The organism is Vibrio sp. M60_M70, assembly GCF_037162085.1.
In the GTDB taxonomy this organism is placed as follows: domain Bacteria; phylum Pseudomonadota; class Gammaproteobacteria; order Enterobacterales; family Vibrionaceae; genus Vibrio; species Vibrio diabolicus.
Genome location: NZ_JARLUL010000001.1, coordinates 2,185,467 through 2,209,119, shown reverse-complemented (window position 1 = coordinate 2,209,119; position 23,653 = coordinate 2,185,467). Strand labels below are relative to the sequence as shown.

Genomic DNA, 23,653 nt, shown 5'->3' with positions numbered 1-23,653 from the left:
AGGAGAGAAAGATGAAAACAAGCGGAGCGAATCTCAGCGTTCTCTATACGGCGGTAAAGACCAACTTCCAGATTGGTCGACAAACCTATACCCAACTTTGGCCGAAAATCGCCACGTTAGTGCCGTCAACCACAGCCGTGGAAACTTATGCCTGGCTAGGTGAATTTACCCGCCTGCGTGAGTGGATTGGTGAGCGTCAAATCAACCGTATGAAAGCGCATGGCTACACCTTGGCGAACAAAAAGTTCGAAGGTACAGAAGCCATTGGTCGTGAGTACGTAGAAGACGATACCTATGGCGTGTTGATGCCGAAGTTCCAGGACATGGGCTACGCAGCAGCGACGCACCCAGATGAAATGACCTTTGCATTGCTGTTGGCTGGTTTTGACAACCTATGTTACGACGGCCAGAACTTCTTCGATACTGACCACCCAGTAGGGGATGAAGGTCAAGAAGCTTCAGTCTCTAACATGCAGGCAGGCGCTGGAGAAGCATGGTTCCTGTTGGATACTACGCGCCCTCTGAAACCTCTGATTTATCAGCAGCGCAAAGACTACAACCTGAATAACAAGACCGATGCTTCCAACAGTGATCACGTCTACATGATGGATGAGTTCCTGTACGGAGTGGATGCTCGCGGTAACTGGGGCTTTGGGTTCTGGCAGCAGGCATTTGCCTCTAAAGCGGATTTAACGGACGCGAACTTCGATACCGCGATGGAAACCATGATGGGCTTTAAGTCCGACAAAGGCCGTCCACTGGGCATCATGCCGAACCTGTTGATTGTTGGTCCATCGAATCGCAGTGCGGCGAAGAAAGTCGTTGAAGCGGAAAACAAAGCACAAGGTGAAAGCAACACCAACTTCAAAGCGGTGGAAGTGCTTGTGGTGCCTTGGTTGCCGTAAGTCAGATTTAAGCTGGCTTAGTCACCTTTGCCAGCTTTCCTTTTGTCATTGAATTATGGAGAGCTTATGTCATGGCTGAAAAAACTCTTATCGCCTCTTTGGTTAGTGTCATCTGTCACGCACATACAGGCTATCGCCGTGCAGGTATGGCGTTTTCTAAAGGGGAAAACACCCTCAAACCTGATTCCATTACCCAAACTCAATTGGCTCAGCTTAAGGCCGATCCACGACTTAAAGTCACTTTGGCTGAAGATGCGCTTTCAAGTGCCTCGCTTAATGAGCCAACGGGTGGTAACCAATCCGACGGCAACCTGGGCGATAGCGCTCTTCCTGCCAATTTAGTCGAAGCCATCCAGCGACTCGACCCAAGCAACACTGAGCATTTCACTACAAGCGGTAAGCCAACCACGGAAGCGCTGAGTGAACTGATGCAAACCAAAGTGTCTGCTGCAGAGCGCGACGAAGCCTGGGAAACCTTCCAGGCAAATGAAGCAAACCTTGATGGTCAGCCTGACGACGAAGAGAAAGGTGAGTAACCGATGAAGTACTGCACTCGCGACGACATGATCACTCGCTTCAGTATCGAAGAGTTGATTGAGCTAACGGATAAGGACGGTAGCACAGGTGCCATTGTCGATGCCGTTCTTGACCAAGCCATTGTCGACGCGAGTGCCACTATTGATGGTTACATTGGAGGCCGCTATCAACTGCCATTGTCTAGCGTGCCTTCCATCTTGCTGCGCATGGCTTGCGATTTGGCTCGCTACTTCTTGTATGACGACCAACTGGGCGATGAGCACCAAGTCACCAAGCGCTATCGAGATGCGATTGAATACCTGAAACAAGTGGGTAACGGCAAAGTGCAACTGGGGATTAATGCCAATAGTGAGCGCCCAGCGCCGACAAGTACCGCGCAGATGGTTTCATCTGGCAGTGTCTTCTCTCGCGAAAACAGCAAGGGCTTTATCTGATGGACAGCGATTTAATTCAACTCACCATTGAGCGGCTTAAAGACCAAAGTGACGGCAAGCCACCTTGGATCGATGTGAAAGAGATTGATTCGCTCACTCAGCTTCATGAGAAGAAGTCTGCGCTGCTAAGAACGCCAGCCTTGTTTGTGTTTTTGGTCAGTGACAGCCCTAAGCCGGATGTGCGTGGCAGTGGGCTTTACCTTCAAGACTGCGTAGCCACGGTCGGCGTGGTTATCGTCACCAAAAGCACCAACAGCAAACCCATTGACTGGCAGCCGCTGCGAAAAGAACTGCGCCAGCGTCTGTTTGGTTGGACACCGGATGATGAATATGAGCCTTTCTGGTTAGGACCAGGGCGACTCATGGGCATCTCGAATGGTCGGGCAGATTGGTTCGACCAATTTATTACTGAATACACAGAGGATCAGAATCGTTATGGCTCGTAAAGAACGAAAGAAAATTCTCGCCTTTGCTGTGGAATCCACCTATGGCGTTGATGCCATTGCTGCTGGTTCTCCTCAATATTTGCTTGGGCGTGAGTTCTCCATCACACCGATGGCTGGTGAATCGCAATCACTGGAATATGACAACGGCCAGCTTGGTAACTCACAACAGATTGTGACAGAGCTGTATGTCACGGTGGAGTTCACTGTCGACTTGTCAGCGAGCAGTGCTGTCGCTGCAGCTGCACCTTATGCAGACTTACTATCAGCATGTTTGCGTAAGACCGAGACCGATGTCGCGGAATGTCGTTATGTGATTGATGAAGACTCGACTAAATCCCTCACCTTGTATTTCTACCAGTCTGGTGCGCTGCATAAAGTCACGGGCGCTCGAGGTTCGATGTCCATCACTGCCCAGGCGAAAAACTTCGGTGGTATCAAGTTCACCTTCAGCGGTCTGTTTAGCCCGGTTGAAAGTGCCGTATTACCTGCGGCGAACTTCGATGTCTGGCAGACCCCACTCAAGATTGGTGTGCAAAACTCCTCGTTCGCCATTGATGGTACGCCACTCAAGATGATTAGCCTCGAATATGACCAGGCAAACTCGGTGGTGTATCAGGAGTACGTTGGGCACGAAGAAATCATTATTACGGATTACGCACCAACGGGAACCATCGTTATTGAAGCACCAGACCAGACAACGTGGGATGCGTTCGCCAAAGCAGAGGCAGGGGCAACGCACAGCATTACGTTTGCCAATGGTCCGGTAGGTAACCAGGTCGAGTGGTCCAGTTCAAAAGTGCAATTAGGCCGCCCAACGTATGGTGAGCAAGATGGCACTCAAACCTTATCGATTCCACTTATTCCAATTGGCAATGTGGACTTAATCACCACGCGTTAAACACCGTTTAAACGCATTTAACTGACTGTTTAAAGGAGCACTCCATGTTTAAAGTTCAAAAGGAACGCCTTGTTAAAAACTGGCCTGCCAAGGTATCGGTGGCCGTCGATGACGGCAAGGTTGAAACCCACAACATTACGCTCGATTTACTCCTGCTCGATGTCGACAAAAGTGACAAAGTCTTGCGCTATTTCAAAGAGAACGTTAAGCAGGTCGTTAAAGGCTGGTCTGGTATTGGTGACGCAGACGGCGAGGTGATGACGTTCAGTGAAGAGAATCTCGATATCTTGCTGGGCGATCCTGCTTTTATCAAAGCGGTTGTCGATGCTTACTTGCAGGCCAACTCAGGGCAGGCAGCTGAAAAAACTCATAGAGGCGGTGCGCACGTTGATGCGCCGCCGTAATGCCACCAAAAGAGATGAAGACAGCTGGGAAGAAGAGCTAGCACTGTGGGGCGTTCAGAATGTTCAGGACGCCCACGACGAACCCATTGAACTTTGGGAAGAGCACCTAGAAGTGGTGCAGTGGTGGATTTCCATTCCTGGTTTTCTCAAGTTTAACGGCACCGCATGTCTGGGTATGGATGTGCTGGCCGTTAAAGCCGATATGGAGTTGTCCGACTCTACTTACTCTCCAGAGCAATATCAGAAGCTCAAAGTGATCGCCCGAACCTTGGCCGAGGAGCTGAACCAACGTGAACAATGATCTTAAATTCACCCTGCGCTTTGACGCTGAAAACAAGCAGTTTATCGGTCAGGTAAAACAAGCTGGCGTTGCCGTTGATCAGCTCGGTGGAGATGCGGGTAAAACACAAAGCAAGCTATCGGGCCTTAGTCGAGAATCCGATAAGCTCACCGGAGAACTTGGGAGCCTGAAAAATCAGGTGCTCGGTTTAGCCGGTGGGTTCTCTGCTCTATTTGCTGCCCAGCAAGCCAAAGACTCACTAGCTCAGTATCAAGATATCCGCACTCAAATCACCGCCCTCGTTGGCGGCCAACAAGAATGGATTGAAACGGAGCAGTACCTCAATCAAGTCGCTGATGAACACAATAAAACGCTTGATACGTTGTCAGGCACATACGCTCGCTTACTTGCACTCGAAAACGGTGGTCTGATTTCACACGAGCAAACCATCGCTCTCTTTGAAGGCATGAGTAATGCCGCCAGTGCGAACGGTGCCAGCAGTGAAAACCTCGGCAATGTGATGTATGGCTTACAGCAAGCCATGGCAAGTGGCACGGTTAGAGCTGAGGAGTTTAACCAGGTCACTGAACCAATGCCGGATTTGTTGATCAAAATCGCCCAAGCAGCCAACACCACCGTTGGCGGACTGCGTGAGATGGTTAACTCCGGGAAAATGAGCAGTAAGCAGTTTGGTGAGTTACTGGTTCAGGCGCTTGAACAATACGATGGCGCAGCCGCCAGAACGGCAGACAACGTTAGTGCGAAATCGGCAGAAATGGCCCGTGCTTACCAACAGGCCGTCGTCGCGTTTGAGCAACCTATTTCTGATTCCTTCACCGTATTCGCAGAAAGCAGTGCAGGCGCATTAACGTTACTCGCAGAAAATGCTGACCTGGTAACCATGATTGTGGGTGTGTCCATGTCTGCTGCGATGGGCCGAGGTGCAGCTGCCGTCTATGTACTCACAACAGCAAAACTTCAAGCTATTGCGGCAACTCACAAACAAGAACAGGCCAACTATGCTGAGTTGAAATCGCTTGCAGCTAAACAGCAAATTGAAGTTCGTTACCTTGAAACGCTACGCCAATCGAATAACCAAAAATTTCGCGCTATCGGGGCAGAGTCTCAATTAACTGCAGCTCGTCAGCGTCTGGTGACGACGACAGGTGCGCTTGCCGCTGCACAAAGCCGTCTGAATGTTGCGAGTCGTGCTGGCTCTGCGTTATTAGGAATATTGGGTGGCCCGGCTGGTATTGCCATGATGGCGGCAGGGGCTATCGGTTATTTTGCGTTGTCCAATTCAGATGCTGCAGACGAAACAGGGCGTTTCTCCGAAAGTATTGAATCCTTGCTTGGTCAAATGGATAAGCTCGAAGCCAAGAGACTTAATCAAGGTATGGCCGAGCGCATGGCCAAGCTTACTGAAGTTCAACTAAAAATTGAGACGCTCAATAATCAGCGCGGCACGAATAAAATAGAACAACGCAACAAGCAGCTTGCGGAGTTAAGAAGCGAAGAAAGCCAGCTACGTAAAGAGATTATCAGTCTTGAAGAAGAACTCGACGAAATTCGAACTCGACCACTCGATAAGCCTGACCCCGAAGATCTTCAAGACGAGAAGGTAACCGAATCTGCCAATAAGATGCTTGCCAACCTGCAGAAGCAAAATGCACTTTATGGCCAAACGACCCACGCAGCAAAGCTTAAGTACGAGTTGGAACATGGCTCCCTAAAAGGCATCAACGAAGAGTTAGCTAAAAAGCTAATGCTTGAAGCGCAATCGCTTGACGCTAAAGAAACGACTAAAAAGGACAAAAAAGACACTGCCGCAATTGATGCGTTTTACGCTCAAACCGACGAATTAGAGAATGCTTGGTTGCAAAGGCTAGCGATTGAAGCTGATTACGAAAATAGGGCGGTTATCCAGGAGCAATATGCCTATCAGGCTCGCTTGGAAGATATGGAAGCTCACTATCAAAAAGCGGTTACTCATGCACAAAACAACCAAGAAACACTATCTGAGCTGAAACAAGAGTATCGACTACAGCAGGAGATCGCGGAAGCCGATCACCAAACTCGATTACGAGAAATAGAAAACGAGATTCAAGCACAACGAGAAGAAGATAACCAAGGCTTTTGGGAGCGTTATCTTGAGTCAATGCAAAGCAATCTGATGAATGTCGACCAGTTGGCCGCAAACACGATAGATAGCTTTTCTTCAGGGATGGGAACAGCTTTCGAGCGAATGTTGTTTGACTCTGAGAATCTGGGTGATGCCATGACTAATTTAGCTGATGGCATGAGCCGAAGCTTTGTTAATGCCTTAGGTCGTATGGCATCAGAGTGGCTTGCTTATCAGTTGGTGCAAAAACTTGTTGGTATGGAAACGGCGACTGCGAGTGCTATGGCCGTGTCGACGCAAGCGCAGGCTATGTCGCTGATGGCTGGTTTAAACGCCTACGCCTCTACTGCTGCAATACCAATTACTGGTCCATTAATGGCTCCAGGAGCAATGTCATTAGCACTAACTGCCACTGCTCCTATGGCTGCGTCGGTATCAGCACTGGCTTTTAGTGGAATTCTAGGCCAAGCCCATGACGGTATTAACCTTGTACCAAGAGAAAACGAAGGTACTTGGCTACTCAAAGCAAACGAGATGGTACTCAACCCAACTCAGGCCGATAACTTTCGCTGGATGGTCGACATGATGCAGCAGATGAAAGCCATGATGGGAGCTGCGATGACTGCATCTGCTGGCGCACCTGCGGCGAACGACAATGCGGTAGCAGTCAATGTCTCTGGCGTTGACCGTTCTGATAATAGATCGACTAACAATGTTGGAAGTGATTTATACCTTACCCTCAATCTGGTTGAGGATGCTTCTCGTGCCGGTACTGTGGAGCAGTCCAGTGATGGTGACATGACCACCTTAGATATCAAGGTCGCGAAGCTAATGCAATCGTCATCCACGCAAACCGCTCAGGTCATGCAAACCCGATACAGGATACAGCAATATGGCGGCTAAGTTCTCTTACCCTGAAGGGTTACCGCGACCACTGCTCTCCGATATGAGCCTGAACCAGTCCACGGGCGTATTGGTCACCGAGTTTAGTACTGGACGAAAGCGCGCCAGAAAGCTACCGAACCGGCCATCTGAAATGAAAGCCACCTGGAAGATGAAAACCAGCATGGCAAATTTATTTGAATCGGCTCTGGATAACTGGCTGCTCGGTCGCTGGTTTTTAATGGATATTAAAACGCCGTTCAGCGATGACCTGCAGCAATGCGAAGTTTTAATCACCCAGGACCCTAGAGACAAGCGCAAACCAGTCAATGCCAAGTTCTGGGAGTACACAGCAACAGTGCAGATCAAGAAAGTGCCACAACTTGATGAAGGCATTCTGCTGGACACTATGCTGGCCCCGAACACCTTTGTTGAACTGATTGCTCAACTAGAAACCACCATGATGGAGTTACCTTAATGTCCAGTTTTCCGGATTTATTAGCCGATTTTGAAGAAGCGGTGGAAGCACTAAAAGTCAAACTGAGCCAGGACACCAGTGCCAACACCAACTATAACGGTGAATCTATTCAGTCAATCGCTAAAGACATTGATGATAAATGGGCGGCGGTTCAGGCTTTGGTTGATTCAGCCATTGTGTTTGAAACCAAAGCTTTGATGGATACCCATGTACCAACCGCTGATGCTAATGGTTTTTATCCATTAGCTAAAGTGTGGCGCGATCCAACAGAGGAATATAACGGTCTTTACGGTTGGGCTGACTCTGCCTGGGAAAAGTCATCCTACGATACTAGTGTTCTTATCAACGAGTTAAATAAAAAAACGCTATTAGAAATAGCGAAAGCTGGGCTGGGTCACACCGAGTCGGATAGCGATGTTGAGTTGGCCATCATTGACCGGTTTGCTCAGTTGGCTTTTGCTATTACCTCATCGGGCAGCGTGGATTACGCGGGGTTAAACTTTTCTTCGCCATCAGACGAAGGTGATTTGGTCTTTATCAACAAGCTCTCTCAGTTGCTATTTAAAATATCCAGCGAAGGGGATGTGGGGTTTGCGAATGTTGATTTCAAAGCAGAAAATGGTGGTGAGAGTCTAGTCATTGTCGATAAGCGAGGTAACGTTGCCTTAAAAATATTGTCAGATGGACGTGTCGAGATCCCTGAACTAATCAAAGATGACGCGCCAAACCAAAGCGTTGACAGTGTCAGAGTTAATCGAATGCTCACACCGTCTCATTTGGATTTGCCACCGTTTGCAGATTTCACTCAGTTAGCTATGTATGGCCAGTCGCTATCTATTGGTGTTGAGGCTGAACCTGCTCTATCAACAGCACCAAGCCAGCAACACTACATGTTTGGCTACGGCTCGTTCGCAACAAACTTAACAGATATGGAAGCATATCATCCGATAGTGCCATATCAAGAAGGTAATCAAGACAGGGAAACGCCCCAGGCGGGAATTCTAGAAATGATCACGGACCTTGTGCAGCGTGAAAATGGCATCGCGCCCCCGACTTTTCTTATGGGGGGATGTGGTCAGGGTTCAAAGACGATTGAGGAGCTTTCCAAGGGAACGGTGCATTTCAACCGTCTTTCCACCATGCTTAGTCAAGGTGAGGATGTCGCCAAACTTGACGAAGTGGGTGTGTCTCTCGGTGGTGTCTTTTGGGTGCAAGGAGAAAACAACGCCTCGCGGTCTCCAGACACTAAAGATTATGCGGATAAGTTGGTTCAGTTGCGCCATGACATCCAATCTCAGCGAGATTCTCAGAGTGCGGATTTGCCATTGATAACCTACCAGACAGCCCCACGCCTGACATTGCTTGAAAATCAGTATGGTGTACCTGATGGGCAGATGTTAGCCACTGAACTGGACCCGCTTATCTTTTTGGCCACGCCAACGTATCACCTTCAGTTCGCTGAAGACATGATCCACCTATCGAATGTCGGTTCGAAATTACTTGGCGCTTACATGGGTAAGGCTTGGAAGCGAGTCATGATCGATAAAGTCAAATGGCGCCCGTTAAGTCCTATATCGATTAGCCGTTCAGGTCGGATTATCAGCATTAAACTGCATGTCCCAAACCCACCCATTGTTATTGAGCCGGATGAGGTTCATGCAGGATTCCGTGTAAATGATGGTGATGATGTGCCGGTTACTAGTGTGTCGGTTGCTGGCGATACCATTCGGATCGAACTGTCTAGAAATGCAGCCAGAGCCACGATTGTCTACGGAGAAAATCATATTGGCTGTGTGCGTGATACCGCCACTGAACATGAATACGTAACTATTTCAGGTCAACGCTATGACCTTCATAACTATTTGATCGCATTTAAAGCCGAGGTGTAATTGTGACGACTGTAATTCAATTGAACAATGCGGATTTTGACAATCCAAATTTACCAAAATTTATTCCTGTTGATTCAAATGGGCTTCTTGCTGCCTATACGTTTGATCAGCGAGCAAATACGCTTACGGGTAGCGCGCTTGAAGTCACTGGGACATTAGAATTTGACCCGTACGGGGTCACGATTGACAACCTGAACGATCAGGTTGAGATACCAGTGAAAGATGCTGATGTCCCATCAATTACGATGATTTACATAGGTAAGATACTGCCAAGCGCCTCAACCAATACCCACTTTGTTGGTCGATTTGCCGACTCACTGTCACTTTATGCTCAGTCAGGAAAAGCGATGATGTACGCTAAAGATGACGGTGACGGTTCGCAAGTTCAGACACCTGCGATTTTTTTGGATGCGACAAAACCCACAATGTATGTCGGTAAGCGTGATATTAATGGGGTGTCATTGCAAGTGCCTGGCCTCAATCAAACGACCTCCCAGCCTGCTAAAACTGCGCTTAGAATGGTTGATGGTAATCTCTTTATAGGCTCTTCAACCAGTAATGAAGATTACAAATCACACTGTAATGCGATCCTTGTATACAACCGTTTATTGTCTGATGAGGAAATCAATCGAATTCACTATCAGATGCTCAACTACTTCTCTGCTATTGGTGTCGATATCCTGTAATGAAAGCCAATGAAATTACCTACGGTAATGTATCTGATGGTGTTTCAACTATTATCTAGCATTCGCAGCGCCACCGATGCAGATGACGCGTAGCGAATCGCCATGGCAATCATGAGCCAGTCCATTCTTAAAACGAGATTTAACCTATGTCTCAAGCCCTAAAACAATATCACGCCAGTGCTGGACCTGACGACAAACTGATCACCCTGCAATTATCCTCAACCGCCTTTGAAACTCGTTATCTGGTTTCGGCGTTTGAGGATGTTACTGCCGCCCTCGAAGATGCCAGACTGGTGACTTTCGAGGCGTATGGGTTGTCAGTGAACTTGCCTAAGTCCGCCTCCGGCGCGGAAATGGAGCTGCAATTTGGTCTCGATAACATCACCGGTGAAGCGCGTCAGATGATAGAGGCGGCGCGCCAAGCTGGCGCGGATGTGTATATTACCTTGCGCGAGTACATGGCTTCGGACCTAACGGCGCCCGCTTCCAAACCGATAAAATTCAAAGCAACCAAAGCGGCGACCACGCGCACCAATTGTTCGGTTTCTGCTGGTATCGGCTATCTCAGCAATAGCGCTTGGCCGCGTCCTCGATTTACCGTTGAGTACGCCCCTGGACTGGCGACCATCTCGTAACGAATCAAAAGGTTTTCTATGAACGCAGAGGAAATTATCAGCACAGCGCTGCGTGTCCCTTATTTGCCAGGCGGTCGCGATCTAGATGGTTGGGATTGCTACGGCGCTGTTCGTTGGCTGAATGATCAATTCAATGGCATTTTAATGCCGGAGTTTCCCGCGCTCAGCCATAAAGATGTTCTGGTTACCCAGCGTGCAGCCTGGTCCCTGCATGATTGCGTTGATGAATGCAATTTTCAGCCATTGGCGTTGGCGGCACAATACAAAGGCCGCCTTTGGGTTCATACCGGATTTGTGCTGCCTGACCGTCGCATCATTCACGCTTATGACAACAGCAGCAAAACCACTATCCACCGGCGCAGCATGTTTGAAATGCTCGCGCCTGTTACCAAGTATTACCAATGGAAAGACCAAGATGGCCACCCTGATTGTTTATCCTGACGCTGCCGATGTGACAGTTCGAGAAGAAAACCCTATTCATGAACTCACATTCAAAGCCTATCTCGACCGTCATGTCCCTGGCTGGGATAAAGGGCCAACAGGGCATAAGTTAAAAACGCCTCGCTTTGTAGCCACGATTAATGGCCAGGCATTTAACCCGAAAGACTGGGGCTACAGGGTGTTGATGGACAGTGACACCATTGATGTTGTGATCCCACCCAAAGGACTTGATCCGGTCTCATGGGCGTATATCGCAGTCGCGGCGCTGACCGCGGCGTATTCCGTTTACACCATGAACAACATGAACCAGCTGGGCTCCAATTCCTCGACGGTACCCACCGGAAAGAACATCTATGACATTAACGTCCAGGTGAACAAGGCGGAATTAATGGGTGTCCGCCCTGAGTGGTTTGGCCGTCACCAGTCCGTGCCGAGTTACCTTTGCAGCCCGTATAAGTATTACAACGATGATAATGAACAGGTCCTTGCGTTAATGTTGCACGTTGGTGAAGGGCATTATCAGATATCTTCAACCGGATTAACCATAGCTGGCACGCCAATCAGTCGCCTGAGTGACGACGCGAACTGGCAATTGTTTAGCCCTGGTGAGGATGTCACGACTCATGAGGCCCATAAGAACATCTACACCGCTGAAGAGGTCGGCGGGACGGACAGCTCCAGTGGTCTGGATTTTATCGGCCCTATCGCCTCAGTAACCGTAAGCGCTGAAGATGATAAGTCCGTTATTCTGAGTGAAAAAACGGTGCTTGTTCAGGATCGCTTTTTACGCACAAGTTATTACGGTGATGGCGACCGAGAGACCACCTATTACTGGAAGAACAAAAACTTAGAATGGGAAGCCGGTACCACGTTTACGATTACTGGCATTTCATCCACATCGGTCCTAATTGATGACATTGTGGAGATTGTTGACAGCGGTAACGATGGCACGACAGGGGAACCCCTGCCGGATAAGATTATCGGAAAAGGTTTTAGCGTCCTTAGCGTCAATCAGGAGGTTCAGCTATCTGGCGCAGGCTCGAATGATTCGACTTATTTGGCTGTGCCTCTGTCAGACACGGAGCTGACTTTCAAAGATCTGGAAGGTAATGACGTTACCGACCTAACGCCCGCGCCAAGTGTAACAATTAAGATCACCACAACCAGCACGGATGATGGTCTTTACGAAGTCGTTTCTACCGACGCTAATTATCAGATGACGGTGAAGCGCGTCGGGGATGAAGATTGGACCGGCTTTATTGGCGGAACGTATACGAGCGGTATCTCACTGGATGTAACCAGCGACACGCTGCCCGATTACCAGCTGGGCCCTTATGTTGGATGCCCTGAAGGATACACCACCGATTATATCGAAATTGACATGCTGCGCAGTTCTGGATGGGGACGATACGACAAGAAAGGCCGGTTGCAAAATCACACGGTGGACTGGGAAGTTTGGGTACGCGATGCCGATGTAGGAGAACTCGATACCTGGCAGGTGTTCCCGTTCACCTATACCGATAAGAGTTTCGACCAGGTTGGCCAAACTCACCCGATCACGCTACCAAGCCCGATACGCCCCGAGGTGATGCTGGTCAGGAAAACAAAATCGTATGATGACACCAAGTACCTGGACAAACTGCAGTGGATGCGTTTAAAGAGTAAACTGCCAACGGCGAGCAGCTACGAGACCAGCACCACGCTGGCCATCTCGATTCGTTCCGATTCCAACCTTTCCTCATCGGCCACCAACAAGTTCAAGGTATTGCAAACCCGAAAACTGCCGGTACCCGATGGGGCGGGCGGCTGGACTGAAGAGCTATACGCTACCCGAGATATTGCCCCAGCCGTGCGCTATATCGTGCACCAGTCTGGCGGGTCGGATGATGACATCGATATGGATGAACTACTTTGGATGCACGACAACGTGTGGTCGCCAAACGAGGAATATTTCGACGGTGGCTTTGTTGATGACGGAACCATCTACTCGGCATTAAAAACGGTCCTGCAGTCTGGTATGGCTGAGTTTTGTTTCGACATTGGCAAAATTCTGCCTAAGCGCCTGTTTGAGAAAACCAGCGCAGGTCATGTCTACACGCCGGACGTCATGCAGGGTGAAGGTTTAACCATCACCACCACACTGTATGATCCCGACCAGAACGAGGGGTTAATAGTGTATTACATGGACCCGACCGACTGGACAACCAGCAGCGTCAAGTGCTGGCTAGGCGATAAGAACGCGATCAGTAAATGGGGAGAATTGGAGCTGACCAAAGGCGTCACCTCAAGAACGCGCGCCTGGCGCATTGGCATGCGCATGCTGCGTCGCACTCAGGGTGAAAAAATCAATTACTCGTTCACGACGGAAATGGACGCGCTCAACAGTACCTATCTGGACTATGCGGAGTTGTGTGATGACCTTCCAAACTTTGGCCAGTTCGGTGAGGTAGTCGACTGGCAGGTGGTCCGCAATAGCAACGATGAATTAGTGGCTCAAATTACCGTGGATCGGGAGTTAGAATGGACAGAGGGTGAAGCTCACTATATGACCGTTCGACGCCATGATGGCACGGGCAACGGGCCTTTTGTCGCGACTAAGGTCAGTAACAGGGTGGTGATGCTCGATGGCCAGCTGGACTTTATCCCAAATCTTACGGGACAAATAGAGCGTCCATTGTGGCTTTTTGGTGATGCGACCCGCTATTCAGAGCCAGCGGTGATTACCTCGATAACACCCAACATCAACAACGAGCAAACTAAATGCAGCGTTAAGGCGACGAACTACGTGGCTGATATGTTTAAAGACGATAACAATACCCCGCCTGCGGAAGGAGTTACGTGGTGGGAGTAAGTTACGTCCTTAAGAGGAAACGTATAGGCGAGATGGTAAAGACGTTCTTTGTTGCGCCTTTACGGTTTATTTAATAAAAGTATGATATTTTGATGATGCGTAGTTGCATATACGCATTAAAAAAACAATTAATCATCAAATTATTCAGAGATAACAATGAAAAAAACAACCCTTCTAATAGCTGTGGCAGCCTTGGCTGGGTGTGCTTCAAATGACTACAAACAAATGAGTGTGAGTAGTGGTTTATCAGAGCAAGCGCTAAAGGCTAACTGTGAGCAAATAACCTGTGTTTACGACCAATTAAAAGATAATGTTCAAGCAACCGCAAATGACCAGAACATCATGTTCGCCTTGAGTGGTATTGAGTCCCGAACTATAGAATTTACTTGGGTTAGTAACAGTAACCAAATTATAGCGGAAGTCTTTAACGTTACATTGTATGGAACGTGGAACTTCTCTGATAGCGCAGAAATTTATGTCGGCAAAGATATGGTAGCGAAAATCTCAGGCACCAAGAACAGTTATGTTGGTACTTGGAATGATGCTGCTCAAGAGCATGAAAAGATTGAAACGGTTAGAGATGTTATTTCGGTCGAACAGGCTGAGAAAATTGCCAATGCTAACTACGAGGAAATAACTATCCGCTTTTATGGTAAAAATGGATATAAAGACGTTAAACCACAACGGGAAAACAACCTAGTTAATGTAGTTAACTTAGTAAAAGCAGGTGTTTAAATTCAGCTCCTGCAGCTGAGTGCTGAGATACAGCTCCAACTATAAACCGCGCAAATTGAAAACGGCTATGTTTTTTATTTTGTGCGGTTTTGTTTTTCAAACCGCGCGACGGGCTACACAAACTACTGTCAACAGTAAAAAAATACATTTTTAGCAAAAAATATTGAGGGAAGGGCTTTACTTTTCTGTACTGCTTGTCAGCAAAGGGGTGAGGTTACTTATCCACTAATTTTGTGGATAACTATGTTGATGAGATCTGAGTAAAGATCTTTTATATGCAACCTGGTTTTTATTTAGTGAATTTTTAATCAGAGTTATACAGAGAATATGCAATTAAAACATAGATTTATTGATGTTAAGCAAAATGTATTCAAGGTGGATAAAAATCTAGCTTTTGGGGATAAAGAGTGTTTAGGCCAATTTTTGGGGAAAAGTTGTGGAAACTGCAATGTGAAGAATGGGTGTGGCTCTTCAGCTAGGGCGAAGTACTATATCAGAGTAGGTTTTGTATGGCTACAGCATTCTAGACAAACAAGAAAATTTATTAACAATGGTGGGTAAATTTTCAATAGACGTAGATTTCATTGGCCAAGGTGTATATATATACAGCCAAAGCGCAGTAAAGTTGAGGAAGGGTATGAGTAAAGTCTATGAATTGGTCTCCGATTATCAGGCATCGGGTGACCAGCCGGGAGCGATCAAGCAGCTGCTTGAGGGGCTCGATGCTGGACTGGCACATCAAACACTATTGGGGGTAACGGGATCGGGTAAAACGTTCACACTAGCGAATGTTATCGCTCAAGCCCAACGACCTGCAATATTACTTGCTCCAAACAAAACGCTCGCAGCGCAATTATATGGCGAGATGAAATCATTCTTTCCCAATAATGCGGTGGAGTACTTTGTTTCCTACTACGATTACTACCAGCCTGAAGCTTATGTCCCGACGACGGATACTTTCATTGAAAAAGACGCATCGGTTAACGCTCACATAGAGCAAATGCGCCTTTCCGCAACGAAAGCACTATTGGAACGTAAAGACGCGATTATCGTTGCGTCTGTTTCTGCTATCTATGGTTTGGGTGACCCAGAATCTTACTTGCAAATGATGTTGCATTTACGTCGTGGTGACGTGATTGATCAACGGGACATGCTACGACGTTTGGCAGAGTTACAATATTCGAGAAATGACGTGGCATTTGAGCGAGGACAGTTTCGGGTTCGTGGCGAAGTGATTGATATCTTTCCAGCGGAATCTGACCAAGACGCAGTTCGTGTCGAAATGTTTGATGATGAAATTGACTGCATAAGTGTTTTTGATCCATTGACTGGTGTGGTGAAACAGCGAGATTTACCACGCTACACCATTTATCCTAAGACGCACTACGTGACACCAAGAGATCGTATTCTTGAAGCGATTGAAAATATTAAGGTTGAATTAGAAGTACGCAAAAAACAGCTTCTAGATAACAACAAGCTACTGGAAGAACAGCGTATTAGCCAGCGGACTCAATTCGATATCGAGATGATGAATGAGTTAGGTTTTTGCTCAGGTATCGAAAACTATTCTCGTTATCTCAGCGGACGATCGGAAGGCGAGCCGCCACCGACATTGTTTGATTACTTGCCTCATGACGGTTTGTTGATCATCGATGAATCCCACGTGACGGTGCCGCAGATTGGTGCCATGTATAAAGGTGACCGCTCTCGTAAAGAAACGCTGGTAGAGTTTGGTTTTCGCTTACCTTCTGCGTTAGATAATCGTCCCCTCAAGTTTGAAGAGTTTGAAGCGTTAGCACCGCAGACGATTTTTGTCTCTGCGACGCCAGGAAATTATGAACTAGAAAAATCGGCTGGTGATGTAGCGGATCAAGTTGTTCGTCCAACAGGCTTGCTTGACCCAGAATTGGAAGTTCGCCCAGTGGCGACCCAAGTAGACGACTTGTTGTCTGAAATTCGCCTCCGTTCTGCTAAAGATGAGCGAGTTCTAGTGACAACATTGACTAAACGAATGGCCGAAGATCTCACCGAGTACTTGCACGAACATGATGTTAGGGTACGTTACTTACATTCAGATATTGATACCGTAGAACGTGTGGAGATCATCCGCGATCTTCGTCTTGGCGAGTTTGACGTGCTGGTGGGAATTAACTTGCTACGAGAAGGCTTGGACATGCCTGAAGTTTCGCTGGTTGCAATATTGGATGCAGATAAAGAGGGCTTCTTGCGCTCCGAGCGTTCACTGATTCAGACCATTGGTCGTGCTGCGCGAAATCTTGAAGGTAAGGCGATTTTGTATGCTGACCGAATCACCAACTCCATGAAAAAGGCGATGGATGAAACCAACCGCCGCCGCGAGAAGCAGAAAGCGTACAACGAAGAAATGGGCATTTCGCCGCAAGCGCTCAAACGAAATATCAAAGATATTATGGAATTGGGCGATATTACCAAGTCTAAACGTCAGCGTAATACTAAACAGGTACCGTTGTCGAAAGTGGCGGAGCCTTCGCAAACATACGAGGTCATGTCTCCTCAACAGTTGGAAAAAGAAATCAGTCGACTTGAGGCGGCAATGTATCAGCACGCGCAAGATTTAGAGTTTGAATTGGCGGCGCAAAAGCGTGACGAGATTGAAAAACTAAGAGCGCAGTTCATCGCAAATAGTTAAAAATAAGCTTAATGATCTAGCTTAGCCAAGTGTTTTAGATTGCTTGCAAAAAAAGAAGCCAATAGGCAGTCGGGTCTATTGGCTTGTTTTGTGAACATCTCGTTCACTAACAACGTCAGTTGGCTAGGTGACCCGAGGGGTCACTAAACTATCAGCATGGTTTATGCCATTTTTTAAATAATTGATATTATTTTTGAATCCTTTCTCTTACCCATAATTTAGCTAATGTTATTTGCAAAATGCAAAGCGTAATGCGATTATTGTTTAAAACACAACAAAATATTAGCTAGGTTATGCAACAAAAATCTGAAGGTCCTAAATCTCGTTACCTTTTAATGGTTGAGGATACCGCATCTGTTGCGGCACTGTACCGCTCATACCTGACACCGCTTGGTATAGATATCAATATTGTCGGTACAGGTAGGGATGCCATTGAAAGTCTCAACCATAGAATTCCAGATCTTATTCTGCTCGATCTTCGTCTGCCAGATATGACGGGGATGGACGTTTTACACGCTGTAAAAAAGAGTCATCCAGACGTACCTATTATTTTTATGACCGCTCACGGTTCTATCGATACCGCGGTAGAAGCAATGCGTCATGGCTCTCAAGACTTTTTGATCAAACCGTGTGAAGCAGACCGTTTACGTGTCACGGTTAACAATGCGATTCGTAAAGCGACTAAGTTAAAAAACGAGGCTGATAACCCGGGCAATCAAAGCTATCAAGGCTTTATTGGCAGCAGCCAAACTATGCAACAGGTTTACCGCACGATTGATTCAGCAGCGAGCAGTAAAGCGAGTATCTTCATCACTGGTGAAAGTGGTACGGGTAAAGAGGTATGTGCCGAGGCAATCCATGCGGCAAGCAAGCGTGGTGACAAGCCTTTTATTGCGATTAACTGTGCTGCAATTCCAAAAGATTTGATTGAGAGTGAACTGTTTGGTCACGTGAAAGGTGCTTTTACCGGTGCAGCAAATGATCGTCAGGGTGCAGCGGAATTAGCGGATGGTGGCACACTTTTCCTTGATGAATTGTGTGAGATGGATTTAGATTTGCAAACCAAATTGCTACGATTTATTCAAACCGGCACGTTCCAAAAAGTGGGCTCATCAAAAATGAAGAGCGTGGATGTTCGCTTTGTTTGTGCAACTAACCGTGATCCATGGAAAGAGGTACAAGAAGGTCGATTCCGTGAAGATTTGTACTATCGTTTGTATGTCATTCCTTTGCATTTGCCGCCTTTACGTGAACGAGGTGAAGATGTCATTGAAATTGCATACTCACTGTTAGGCTATATGTCGCACGAGGAAGGAAAAAGCTTCGTGCGTTTTGCGCCTGATGTAATCGACCGATTTAATAGCTATGAGTGGCCAGGCAACGTTCGTCAGTTACAAAACGTGCTGCGCAATATCGTTGTTCTAAACAACGGTAAAGAAATCACGTTGGATATGTTACCGCCACCGCTGAATCAACCGCTTGACCGTCCGTCTTCTGTGGCGAAATTTATTGAGCCGAAAGTGATGACTGCGTCTGAGATTATGCCGTTGTGGATGACAGAAAAAATGGCGATAGAGCAAGCGATTGAAGCGTGTGATGGCAATATCCCCCGAGCGGCGGGATACCTTGATGTCAGTCCGTCGACGATTTACCGCAAGTTACAGGCTTGGAATGGCAAGGAAGAGCGGCAAAAAGTATGAGTGTGAATGTATTAAATCAGCAAAAAATCGATGAACTGTCGATGGAGATTGGTAGTGATAATGTTCCTGTTTTACTCGATATTTTCTTAGGGGAGATGGATACCTACATCGAGAATTTATCTCAGTTTCAAGGGACAGAGCGATTGCGTTACCTAAAAGAAATCAGTCACGCGTTAAAAAGCAGTGCAGCGAGCTTTGGAGCAGACCGTCTTTGTCAATTGGCGATGTCGATAGATAAAAAAGCCAAAGCAGGTGAGTTAGCTGAAGAGTCAGACGAGTTAAAAACGATGTTCGATCTTTTGCACGAAACACGCGACGCTTATCGTGATTGGCAGCAGTAATGCGTTGTTCTGATGAGGTTCTTACACAAAACCCTTCACGTAAGTGAAGGGTTTTTTCATTGCTGACAGCGAGTAAACTTGAAGCCATCCCCTAGCTTTAGAGGGCGTTTTTTTAAATTGAAAGCCTTAGCTGGCTTTCAATAGCGAGCTTGAGTTTATCTCGGTCGTGACGCCAATCTCGGTTCGACGAAGCTAACGATTCCGTCACTACATTCCACTGGCTCAAGACTTCTTGCTCGGTTTCCTCTGCTAGAACCACGTCTATCTTCCTACCTTGGCAGGCACGTTCACACCATTCTAATTTTTGTGCCATGGTCATTCGTCCGGCTGGGCCGTACTCCGGGCTCAAGTTGGCAACGAAAATGACTTTTGCTTTCTCATTGGCGGCAATGGCTTTGCCGAGCTCAGGCAACAGCAAAGGAGGCATGATGCTGGTTAAAAAGCTGCCAGGACCAAGAATAATAGCGTCTGCTTCTGCCAGTGCAGTCACTGCTTCTTTAGTTGCAGGAACTTCTGGTGATAGATCGAGACGACGTAAATCGGTGTCCATCTCGTCTACATTCGTTTCTCCCGTGACCCATTTTCCATCCACGGATAACGCGGAAAGATCGGAAGGGTGTTCAGACATAGGAAGAATGTTAACGTCGACTTTTAACATGTTTCGAATCAGATTGATGGCATCTAACGGTCTGACCGATAAGTTATCGAGCGCCGTAAGCATCAAGTTACCGAGGTTATGACCATCAAGCTCGCCAGTACCTTTGAAGCGATATTCAAACATCATTGAACTGATCGACGGCTCTGTGATCAGCTGATTAATGCAGTTCCGTGTGTCGCCCCAGGCGATTCCACCTTGGCAGTGACGAATTCTTCCTGTTGAGCCACCATTGTCTGTTGTGGCGACAATGCCAGTTGCATTGCCGCCAAAATCCCGTAGTGCGGCCAACATTCGACCTAAGCCATGACCACCGCCAACAGCGACCACTTTTTTATCCGTGTAGATATTCATTACGTTCTTCTAATAATCTTTTAAAAAACGGCTACAATTTATCTTAAGGAGTGCTTGAAAGGTACTCACTTAGCGGTAAATTGTGTCTCTAGAGAGTTTTTTATCACTCAAGTCTGGATTCCAGTACAAATATTAAGTATTTTACACCGCAAAGCTATCAGAGGTTTCATATCTCTGGTTGCCATAACTCCGAGCTCACTATTGCTAAGTCCGAGGATAAGCGTTTTGAGCCAGTGGCGTACTGTCACAAGGGCATGATTGGAAATGGCCATGCCTCCCGTGTTTGGAAAGGTGTTCCGTGGCGCAACAATTCGAAGACAAATTTCATCGTAAGTTCTATTACTTGCGTCTGTCTGTGACCGACGTATGTAATTTCAAATGTACCTATTGCCTTCCTGATGGCTATAAGCCTTCGGGCAATAAAAACTCGTCTTTTTTATCTCTTCCTGAAATCAAACGGGTCGTAAAAGCGTTTGCTGATTGTGGCACGTCAAAAGTGCGCATTACTGGCGGTGAACCAAGTTTACGCAAAGATTTTACCGACATTATCCACTCAGTGGCGACGACGCCTGGTATCCAAAAAGTTGCAACGACGACCAATGGTTACCGCATGGCGAAGCAAGTCGCAGACTGGCGTGAAGCGGGCTTAACTCACATCAACGTCAGCGTGGACAGCCTTGATCCGCGCATGTTCCATCAAATCACGGGTGAAAATAAGTTCACTGAGGTGATGAATGGTATCGAGCGCGCGTTTGAAGTTGGTTATGAGCAAGTCAAAGTTAATGTGGTGTTGATGAAAGATCTGAACCATCACGAGCTGCCAGCGTTTCTTAACTGGATAAAAGATCGTCCAATCCAACTGCGCTTCATCGAATTGATGCAAACGGGTGAGATGGATGATTTATTCAATAAGCATCATGTGTCAGGCGTAGCAATTCGTAATCAGTTGATTGCAAACGGTTGGCTGCTTAAAGTGCGCTCTCATAATGACGGCCCCGCGCAAGTGTTTGTTCATCCAGATTACAAGGGTGAAATTGGCCTGATCATGCCTTATGAAAAAGACTTTTGTGAGAGCTGCAACCGACTACGCGTCTCTGCGATGGGTAAGCTGCATCTGTGTTTGTTTGGAGACCACGGTGTAGAACTGCGTGATCTACTGGAACGTGATGAGCAAGAAAGTGAGCTTATTGAACGCATCCAATCGCAGTTACAAACTAAGTCGGTGAGCCACTTCTTGCACGATGGTAATACGGGTATGACGCCGCATCTGGCGTCTATCGGCGGCTAAATCAACTCAAATTTTGTAGGGAAAGCTTATTTATAGGCTAGCTTTCCCTCGCTTTTCTAGAATCGATACCAAACGTATCAAAGTTAAAAGAGAATAGGTGAACACATGGGTCACGCTGAAAGCAAATTTCAACCTGCAAATATTGCCGTTCTAACGGTATCTGACACTCGTACCGAAGAAAACGATACCTCTGGTCGCTACCTTGTTGAACACGCTCAAGAAGCGGGTCACAATGTTGTCGATAAGCAAATTGTTATTGATGACATGTACAAAATTCGCGCAATTGTTTCTCAGTGGATTGCGGACGACAATGTCCAAGCGATCATGATTACTGGTGGTACAGGGTTCACGTCACGTGACAGCACGCCAGAAGCGCTGAAGCCTCTGTTTGATAAAGAAGTAGAAGGTTTTGGTGAGTTATTCCGCATGGTGTCTTACGAAGAAATTGGTACGTCAACGATCCAATCGCGTGCAATTGCAGGTTTTGCTAACCATACAGTTATCTTCGCAATGCCTGGTTCAACAGGCGCGTGCCGCACTGGCTGGACGAAGATCATCAAGCAGCAGTTAGATGCAAGCCATCGCCCTTGTAACTTCATGCCGCACCTATCTGTATAACCTTTCCTAAAAGCGAAGGAAAAACAATGACTCAATTTACCCATATCAACGCGTCTGGCGAAGCCAACATGGTCGACGTGTCTGCAAAAGCTGAAACGGTTCGTGAAGCACGTGCAGAAGCATTTGTTCACATGGCCCCAGAAACCTTGCAACTGATTGTTTCCGGGCAGCATCATAAAGGTGATGTGTTCGCGACGGCTCGAATTGCTGGTATCCAAGCTGCAAAGAAAACGTGGGATTTGATTCCACTTTGTCATCCTCTGCTGCTTTCTAAAGTCGAAGTTCAGTTGGAGGCTATTGAGTCAGAAAACAAAGTTCGTATTGAATCTGTTTGTAAGCTTGCAGGTAAAACGGGCGTAGAAATGGAAGCGCTCACGGCGGCTTCTGTTGCTGCACTGACGATTTACGATATGTGTAAAGCGGTGCAAAAAGACATGGTTATCGGTCAAGTTCGTCTCCTAGAAAAGACGGGTGGAAAATCTGGACACTTCAAGGCGGAATCATGATTAAAGTACTTTTTTTTGCTCAGACTCGTGAGCTGATTGGTATCGACAGTGTCGAATTAGATGATCAATTTGAAACGGTTGAAGCGATTCGCGCACATCTCGTGGAAGAGGGCGCTGATAAAAATGGTAAGTGGGATTTGGCTTTAGAGCCAGGAAAGCTACTTGCTGCTGTTAATCAATCTATTGTCCCACTTGATACCGAAGTAAAATCGGGGGATGAAGTTGCATTTTTCCCACCGGTAACCGGAGGTTAAGATGGACCCACGCGTCTCTGTACAAGTTGAAGACTTTTCCGTTGATCACGAATATCAACGTTTATCCGAAGGTACGGCTGCTGGTGCTGTCGTAACATTCATTGGTAAAGTTCGAGATATGAACCTTGGCGATAATGTTGTTGGTTTGCACTTGGAACACTACCCAGGCATGACTGAGAAGAGCTTGAGCGACATTTGCGATCAAGCTGAATCACGTTGGCCATTATTGGGCGTACGCGTGATTCATCGCGTTGGTGACATGGATAGTGGTGATCAAATCGTCTTTGTTGGTGTTTCAAGTGCACACCGCGGAGCAGCATTTGATGCTTGCGAGTTCATTATGGACTACTTGAAAACCAAAGCACCATTTTGGAAGAAAGAACGCACGACGAATGAAGATCGTTGGATTGAGTCGCGCGATACTGATCACCAAGCTGCACGGCGTTGGGAAAAATAGAACCCACTCCTCATTCTAGTGAAAAAAGCTAAGTGTCAATGGCACTTAGCTTTTTTTGTACTTATCTTCATAATTCTGCTCATTTGACTTCAACACAACCCGTACTCGCTCTGGTGATATTCTTCACAATAAAAGTTTTTAGCCCAATATATAAACAATTATTTGTTAGACTTCATTTGTCATAAATGT

General features: G+C 47.0%; 24 protein-coding genes and 1 riboswitch. Of the genes, 23 read left to right on the top strand and 1 reads right to left on the bottom strand.

Annotated elements, in window-relative coordinates; translation table 11 throughout:
- Nucleotides 1-11: 11 nt before the first annotated feature.
- From P4S59_RS10140 to luxU, 18 genes are all read left to right on the top strand, one after another.
- The gene (locus P4S59_RS10140; protein WP_153645810.1) at nucleotides 12-905 is read left to right on the top strand and encodes a Mu-like prophage major head subunit gpT family protein; all 894 of its coding nucleotides are present in this window, start codon (nucleotides 12-14) and stop codon (nucleotides 903-905) included.
- Nucleotides 906-976: 71 nt separating this feature from the next.
- Entirely contained in the window at nucleotides 977-1,441 is a 465-nt protein-coding gene (locus tag P4S59_RS10135; protein ID WP_337168350.1) for an HI1506-related protein, read from the top strand.
- A 3-nt stretch (nucleotides 1,442-1,444) separates the two neighbouring features.
- Nucleotides 1,445-1,876, top strand: a complete 432-nt coding sequence (locus tag P4S59_RS10130) for a gp436 family protein (protein WP_337168349.1) — start codon at nucleotides 1,445-1,447, stop codon at nucleotides 1,874-1,876.
- Nucleotides 1,876-2,322: a phage tail terminator protein gene (locus P4S59_RS10125; RefSeq protein WP_276443667.1), complete on the top strand. Its 447-nt coding sequence runs from the start codon at nucleotides 1,876-1,878 to the stop codon at nucleotides 2,320-2,322. The genes P4S59_RS10130 and P4S59_RS10125 overlap by 1 nt, the downstream gene beginning before the upstream one ends.
- A complete protein-coding gene (locus P4S59_RS10120) occupies nucleotides 2,312-3,220 on the top strand; it encodes a hypothetical protein (protein WP_337168348.1) in 909 nt (302 codons plus the stop codon). The genes P4S59_RS10125 and P4S59_RS10120 overlap by 11 nt, the downstream gene beginning before the upstream one ends.
- A 44-nt stretch (nucleotides 3,221-3,264) precedes the next feature.
- Nucleotides 3,265-3,624, top strand: a complete 360-nt coding sequence (locus P4S59_RS10115) for a hypothetical protein (RefSeq protein WP_337168347.1) — start codon at nucleotides 3,265-3,267, stop codon at nucleotides 3,622-3,624.
- Nucleotides 3,611-3,925 (top strand): DUF1799 domain-containing protein, encoded by a 315-nt coding sequence (locus P4S59_RS10110; RefSeq protein WP_276430820.1) that lies wholly within the window; start codon nucleotides 3,611-3,613, stop codon nucleotides 3,923-3,925. The genes P4S59_RS10115 and P4S59_RS10110 overlap by 14 nt, the downstream gene beginning before the upstream one ends.
- Nucleotides 3,915-6,929, top strand: a complete 3,015-nt coding sequence (locus P4S59_RS10105; protein WP_337168346.1) for a tape measure protein — start codon at nucleotides 3,915-3,917, stop codon at nucleotides 6,927-6,929. Before P4S59_RS10110 ends, P4S59_RS10105 begins: the two co-directional genes overlap by 11 nt.
- Entirely contained in the window at nucleotides 6,919-7,386 is a 468-nt protein-coding gene (locus tag P4S59_RS10100) for a hypothetical protein (RefSeq protein WP_337168345.1), read from the top strand. Before P4S59_RS10105 ends, P4S59_RS10100 begins: the two co-directional genes overlap by 11 nt.
- Nucleotides 7,386-9,275 (top strand): sialate O-acetylesterase, encoded by a 1,890-nt coding sequence (locus tag P4S59_RS10095; protein WP_337168344.1) that lies wholly within the window; start codon nucleotides 7,386-7,388, stop codon nucleotides 9,273-9,275. Before P4S59_RS10100 ends, P4S59_RS10095 begins: the two co-directional genes overlap by 1 nt.
- 2 nt (nucleotides 9,276-9,277) lie before the next feature.
- Nucleotides 9,278-9,961, top strand: coding sequence for a hypothetical protein (locus P4S59_RS10090; RefSeq protein ID WP_337168343.1), 684 nt, complete (start codon nucleotides 9,278-9,280; stop codon nucleotides 9,959-9,961).
- A 146-nt stretch (nucleotides 9,962-10,107) separates the two neighbouring features.
- On the top strand, nucleotides 10,108-10,596 hold the full coding sequence (locus P4S59_RS10085) for a DUF1833 family protein (protein ID WP_337168342.1): 489 nt from the start codon (nucleotides 10,108-10,110) through the stop codon (nucleotides 10,594-10,596).
- Nucleotides 10,597-10,614: 18 nt separating this feature from the next.
- Nucleotides 10,615-11,037 carry a hypothetical protein gene (locus tag P4S59_RS10080; protein ID WP_337168341.1) on the top strand — a complete coding sequence of 141 codons (423 nt, stop codon included), beginning with the start codon at nucleotides 10,615-10,617 and terminating at the stop codon, nucleotides 11,035-11,037.
- The gene (locus tag P4S59_RS10075) at nucleotides 11,012-13,888 is read left to right on the top strand and encodes a host specificity factor TipJ family phage tail protein (RefSeq protein WP_337168340.1); all 2,877 of its coding nucleotides are present in this window, start codon (nucleotides 11,012-11,014) and stop codon (nucleotides 13,886-13,888) included. The genes P4S59_RS10080 and P4S59_RS10075 overlap by 26 nt, the downstream gene beginning before the upstream one ends.
- A gap of 156 nt (nucleotides 13,889-14,044) precedes the next feature.
- Nucleotides 14,045-14,623, top strand: a complete 579-nt coding sequence (locus tag P4S59_RS10070; RefSeq protein WP_337168339.1) for a hypothetical protein — start codon at nucleotides 14,045-14,047, stop codon at nucleotides 14,621-14,623.
- A 637-nt stretch (nucleotides 14,624-15,260) separates the two neighbouring features.
- On the top strand, nucleotides 15,261-17,291 hold the full coding sequence (uvrB, locus tag P4S59_RS10065; protein WP_337168338.1) for an excinuclease ABC subunit UvrB: 2,031 nt from the start codon (nucleotides 15,261-15,263) through the stop codon (nucleotides 17,289-17,291).
- 293 nt (nucleotides 17,292-17,584) lie between these two features.
- Entirely contained in the window at nucleotides 17,585-18,991 is a 1,407-nt protein-coding gene (luxO, locus tag P4S59_RS10060; protein WP_005396653.1) for a quorum-sensing sigma-54 dependent transcriptional regulator LuxO, read from the top strand.
- The gene (luxU, locus tag P4S59_RS10055; protein ID WP_012841577.1) at nucleotides 18,988-19,332 is read left to right on the top strand and encodes a quorum-sensing phosphorelay protein LuxU; all 345 of its coding nucleotides are present in this window, start codon (nucleotides 18,988-18,990) and stop codon (nucleotides 19,330-19,332) included. Before luxO ends, luxU begins: the two co-directional genes overlap by 4 nt.
- A gap of 112 nt (nucleotides 19,333-19,444) precedes the next feature.
- Here the strand turns inward: luxU and P4S59_RS10050 are convergent, their stop codons facing one another.
- A complete protein-coding gene (locus P4S59_RS10050) occupies nucleotides 19,445-20,341 on the bottom strand; it encodes a YvcK family protein (protein WP_006742807.1) in 897 nt (298 codons plus the stop codon).
- A 175-nt stretch (nucleotides 20,342-20,516) separates the two neighbouring features.
- Nucleotides 20,517-20,651, top strand: a riboswitch (molybdenum cofactor riboswitch).
- Between P4S59_RS10050 and moaA the strand changes: the two genes are divergently transcribed.
- The 5 genes from moaA to moaE all read left to right on the top strand — a co-directional run bounded on the left by moaA (nucleotide 20,640) and on the right by moaE (nucleotide 23,464).
- Complete coding sequence (gene moaA, locus P4S59_RS10045) at nucleotides 20,640-21,629, top strand: GTP 3',8-cyclase MoaA (protein ID WP_337168337.1); 990 nt, start codon at nucleotides 20,640-20,642, stop codon at nucleotides 21,627-21,629. It overlaps the preceding riboswitch by 12 nt.
- A gap of 105 nt (nucleotides 21,630-21,734) precedes the next feature.
- Nucleotides 21,735-22,247: a molybdenum cofactor biosynthesis protein B gene (gene moaB / locus P4S59_RS10040; RefSeq protein ID WP_005396648.1), complete on the top strand. Its 513-nt coding sequence runs from the start codon at nucleotides 21,735-21,737 to the stop codon at nucleotides 22,245-22,247.
- Nucleotides 22,248-22,273: 26 nt separating this feature from the next.
- Nucleotides 22,274-22,753 carry a cyclic pyranopterin monophosphate synthase MoaC gene (gene moaC, locus P4S59_RS10035; RefSeq protein ID WP_005396647.1) on the top strand — a complete coding sequence of 160 codons (480 nt, stop codon included), beginning with the start codon at nucleotides 22,274-22,276 and terminating at the stop codon, nucleotides 22,751-22,753.
- Nucleotides 22,750-23,007: a molybdopterin synthase sulfur carrier subunit gene (gene moaD, locus P4S59_RS10030; RefSeq protein WP_053808842.1), complete on the top strand. Its 258-nt coding sequence runs from the start codon at nucleotides 22,750-22,752 to the stop codon at nucleotides 23,005-23,007. Before moaC ends, moaD begins: the two co-directional genes overlap by 4 nt.
- 1 nt (nucleotide 23,008) lies before the next feature.
- Nucleotides 23,009-23,464: a molybdopterin synthase catalytic subunit MoaE gene (moaE, locus tag P4S59_RS10025; RefSeq protein WP_005396645.1), complete on the top strand. Its 456-nt coding sequence runs from the start codon at nucleotides 23,009-23,011 to the stop codon at nucleotides 23,462-23,464.
- Nucleotides 23,465-23,653 lie beyond the last annotated feature (189 nt).

Excerpts from the sequence above, each read along its gene's own strand:
- P4S59_RS10140 (WP_153645810.1), top strand. The coding sequence starts at position 12 with ATGAAAACAAGCGGAGCGAATCTCAGCGTTCTCTATACGGCGGTAAAG.
- P4S59_RS10135 (WP_337168350.1), top strand. The coding sequence starts at position 977 with ATGGCTGAAAAAACTCTTATCGCCTCTTTGGTTAGTGTCATCTGTCAC.
- P4S59_RS10130 (WP_337168349.1), top strand. The coding sequence starts at position 1,445 with ATGAAGTACTGCACTCGCGACGACATGATCACTCGCTTCAGTATCGAA.
- P4S59_RS10125 (WP_276443667.1), top strand. The coding sequence starts at position 1,876 with ATGGACAGCGATTTAATTCAACTCACCATTGAGCGGCTTAAAGACCAA.
- P4S59_RS10120 (WP_337168348.1), top strand. The coding sequence starts at position 2,312 with ATGGCTCGTAAAGAACGAAAGAAAATTCTCGCCTTTGCTGTGGAATCC.
- P4S59_RS10115 (WP_337168347.1), top strand. The coding sequence starts at position 3,265 with ATGTTTAAAGTTCAAAAGGAACGCCTTGTTAAAAACTGGCCTGCCAAG.
- P4S59_RS10110 (WP_276430820.1), top strand. The coding sequence starts at position 3,611 with ATGCGCCGCCGTAATGCCACCAAAAGAGATGAAGACAGCTGGGAAGAA.
- P4S59_RS10100 (WP_337168345.1), top strand. The coding sequence starts at position 6,919 with ATGGCGGCTAAGTTCTCTTACCCTGAAGGGTTACCGCGACCACTGCTC.
- P4S59_RS10095 (WP_337168344.1), top strand. The coding sequence starts at position 7,386 with ATGTCCAGTTTTCCGGATTTATTAGCCGATTTTGAAGAAGCGGTGGAA.
- P4S59_RS10085 (WP_337168342.1), top strand. The coding sequence starts at position 10,108 with ATGTCTCAAGCCCTAAAACAATATCACGCCAGTGCTGGACCTGACGAC.
- P4S59_RS10080 (WP_337168341.1), top strand. The coding sequence starts at position 10,615 with ATGAACGCAGAGGAAATTATCAGCACAGCGCTGCGTGTCCCTTATTTG.
- P4S59_RS10075 (WP_337168340.1), top strand. The coding sequence starts at position 11,012 with ATGGCCACCCTGATTGTTTATCCTGACGCTGCCGATGTGACAGTTCGA.
- P4S59_RS10070 (WP_337168339.1), top strand. The coding sequence starts at position 14,045 with ATGAAAAAAACAACCCTTCTAATAGCTGTGGCAGCCTTGGCTGGGTGT.
- uvrB (WP_337168338.1), top strand. The coding sequence starts at position 15,261 with ATGAGTAAAGTCTATGAATTGGTCTCCGATTATCAGGCATCGGGTGAC.
- luxO (WP_005396653.1), top strand. The coding sequence starts at position 17,585 with ATGCAACAAAAATCTGAAGGTCCTAAATCTCGTTACCTTTTAATGGTT.
- luxU (WP_012841577.1), top strand. The coding sequence starts at position 18,988 with ATGAGTGTGAATGTATTAAATCAGCAAAAAATCGATGAACTGTCGATG.
- P4S59_RS10050 (WP_006742807.1), bottom strand. The coding sequence starts at position 20,341 with ATGAATATCTACACGGATAAAAAAGTGGTCGCTGTTGGCGGTGGTCAT.
- moaB (WP_005396648.1), top strand. The coding sequence starts at position 21,735 with ATGGGTCACGCTGAAAGCAAATTTCAACCTGCAAATATTGCCGTTCTA.
- moaC (WP_005396647.1), top strand. The coding sequence starts at position 22,274 with ATGACTCAATTTACCCATATCAACGCGTCTGGCGAAGCCAACATGGTC.
- moaD (WP_053808842.1), top strand. The coding sequence starts at position 22,750 with ATGATTAAAGTACTTTTTTTTGCTCAGACTCGTGAGCTGATTGGTATC.
- moaE (WP_005396645.1), top strand. The coding sequence starts at position 23,009 with ATGGACCCACGCGTCTCTGTACAAGTTGAAGACTTTTCCGTTGATCAC.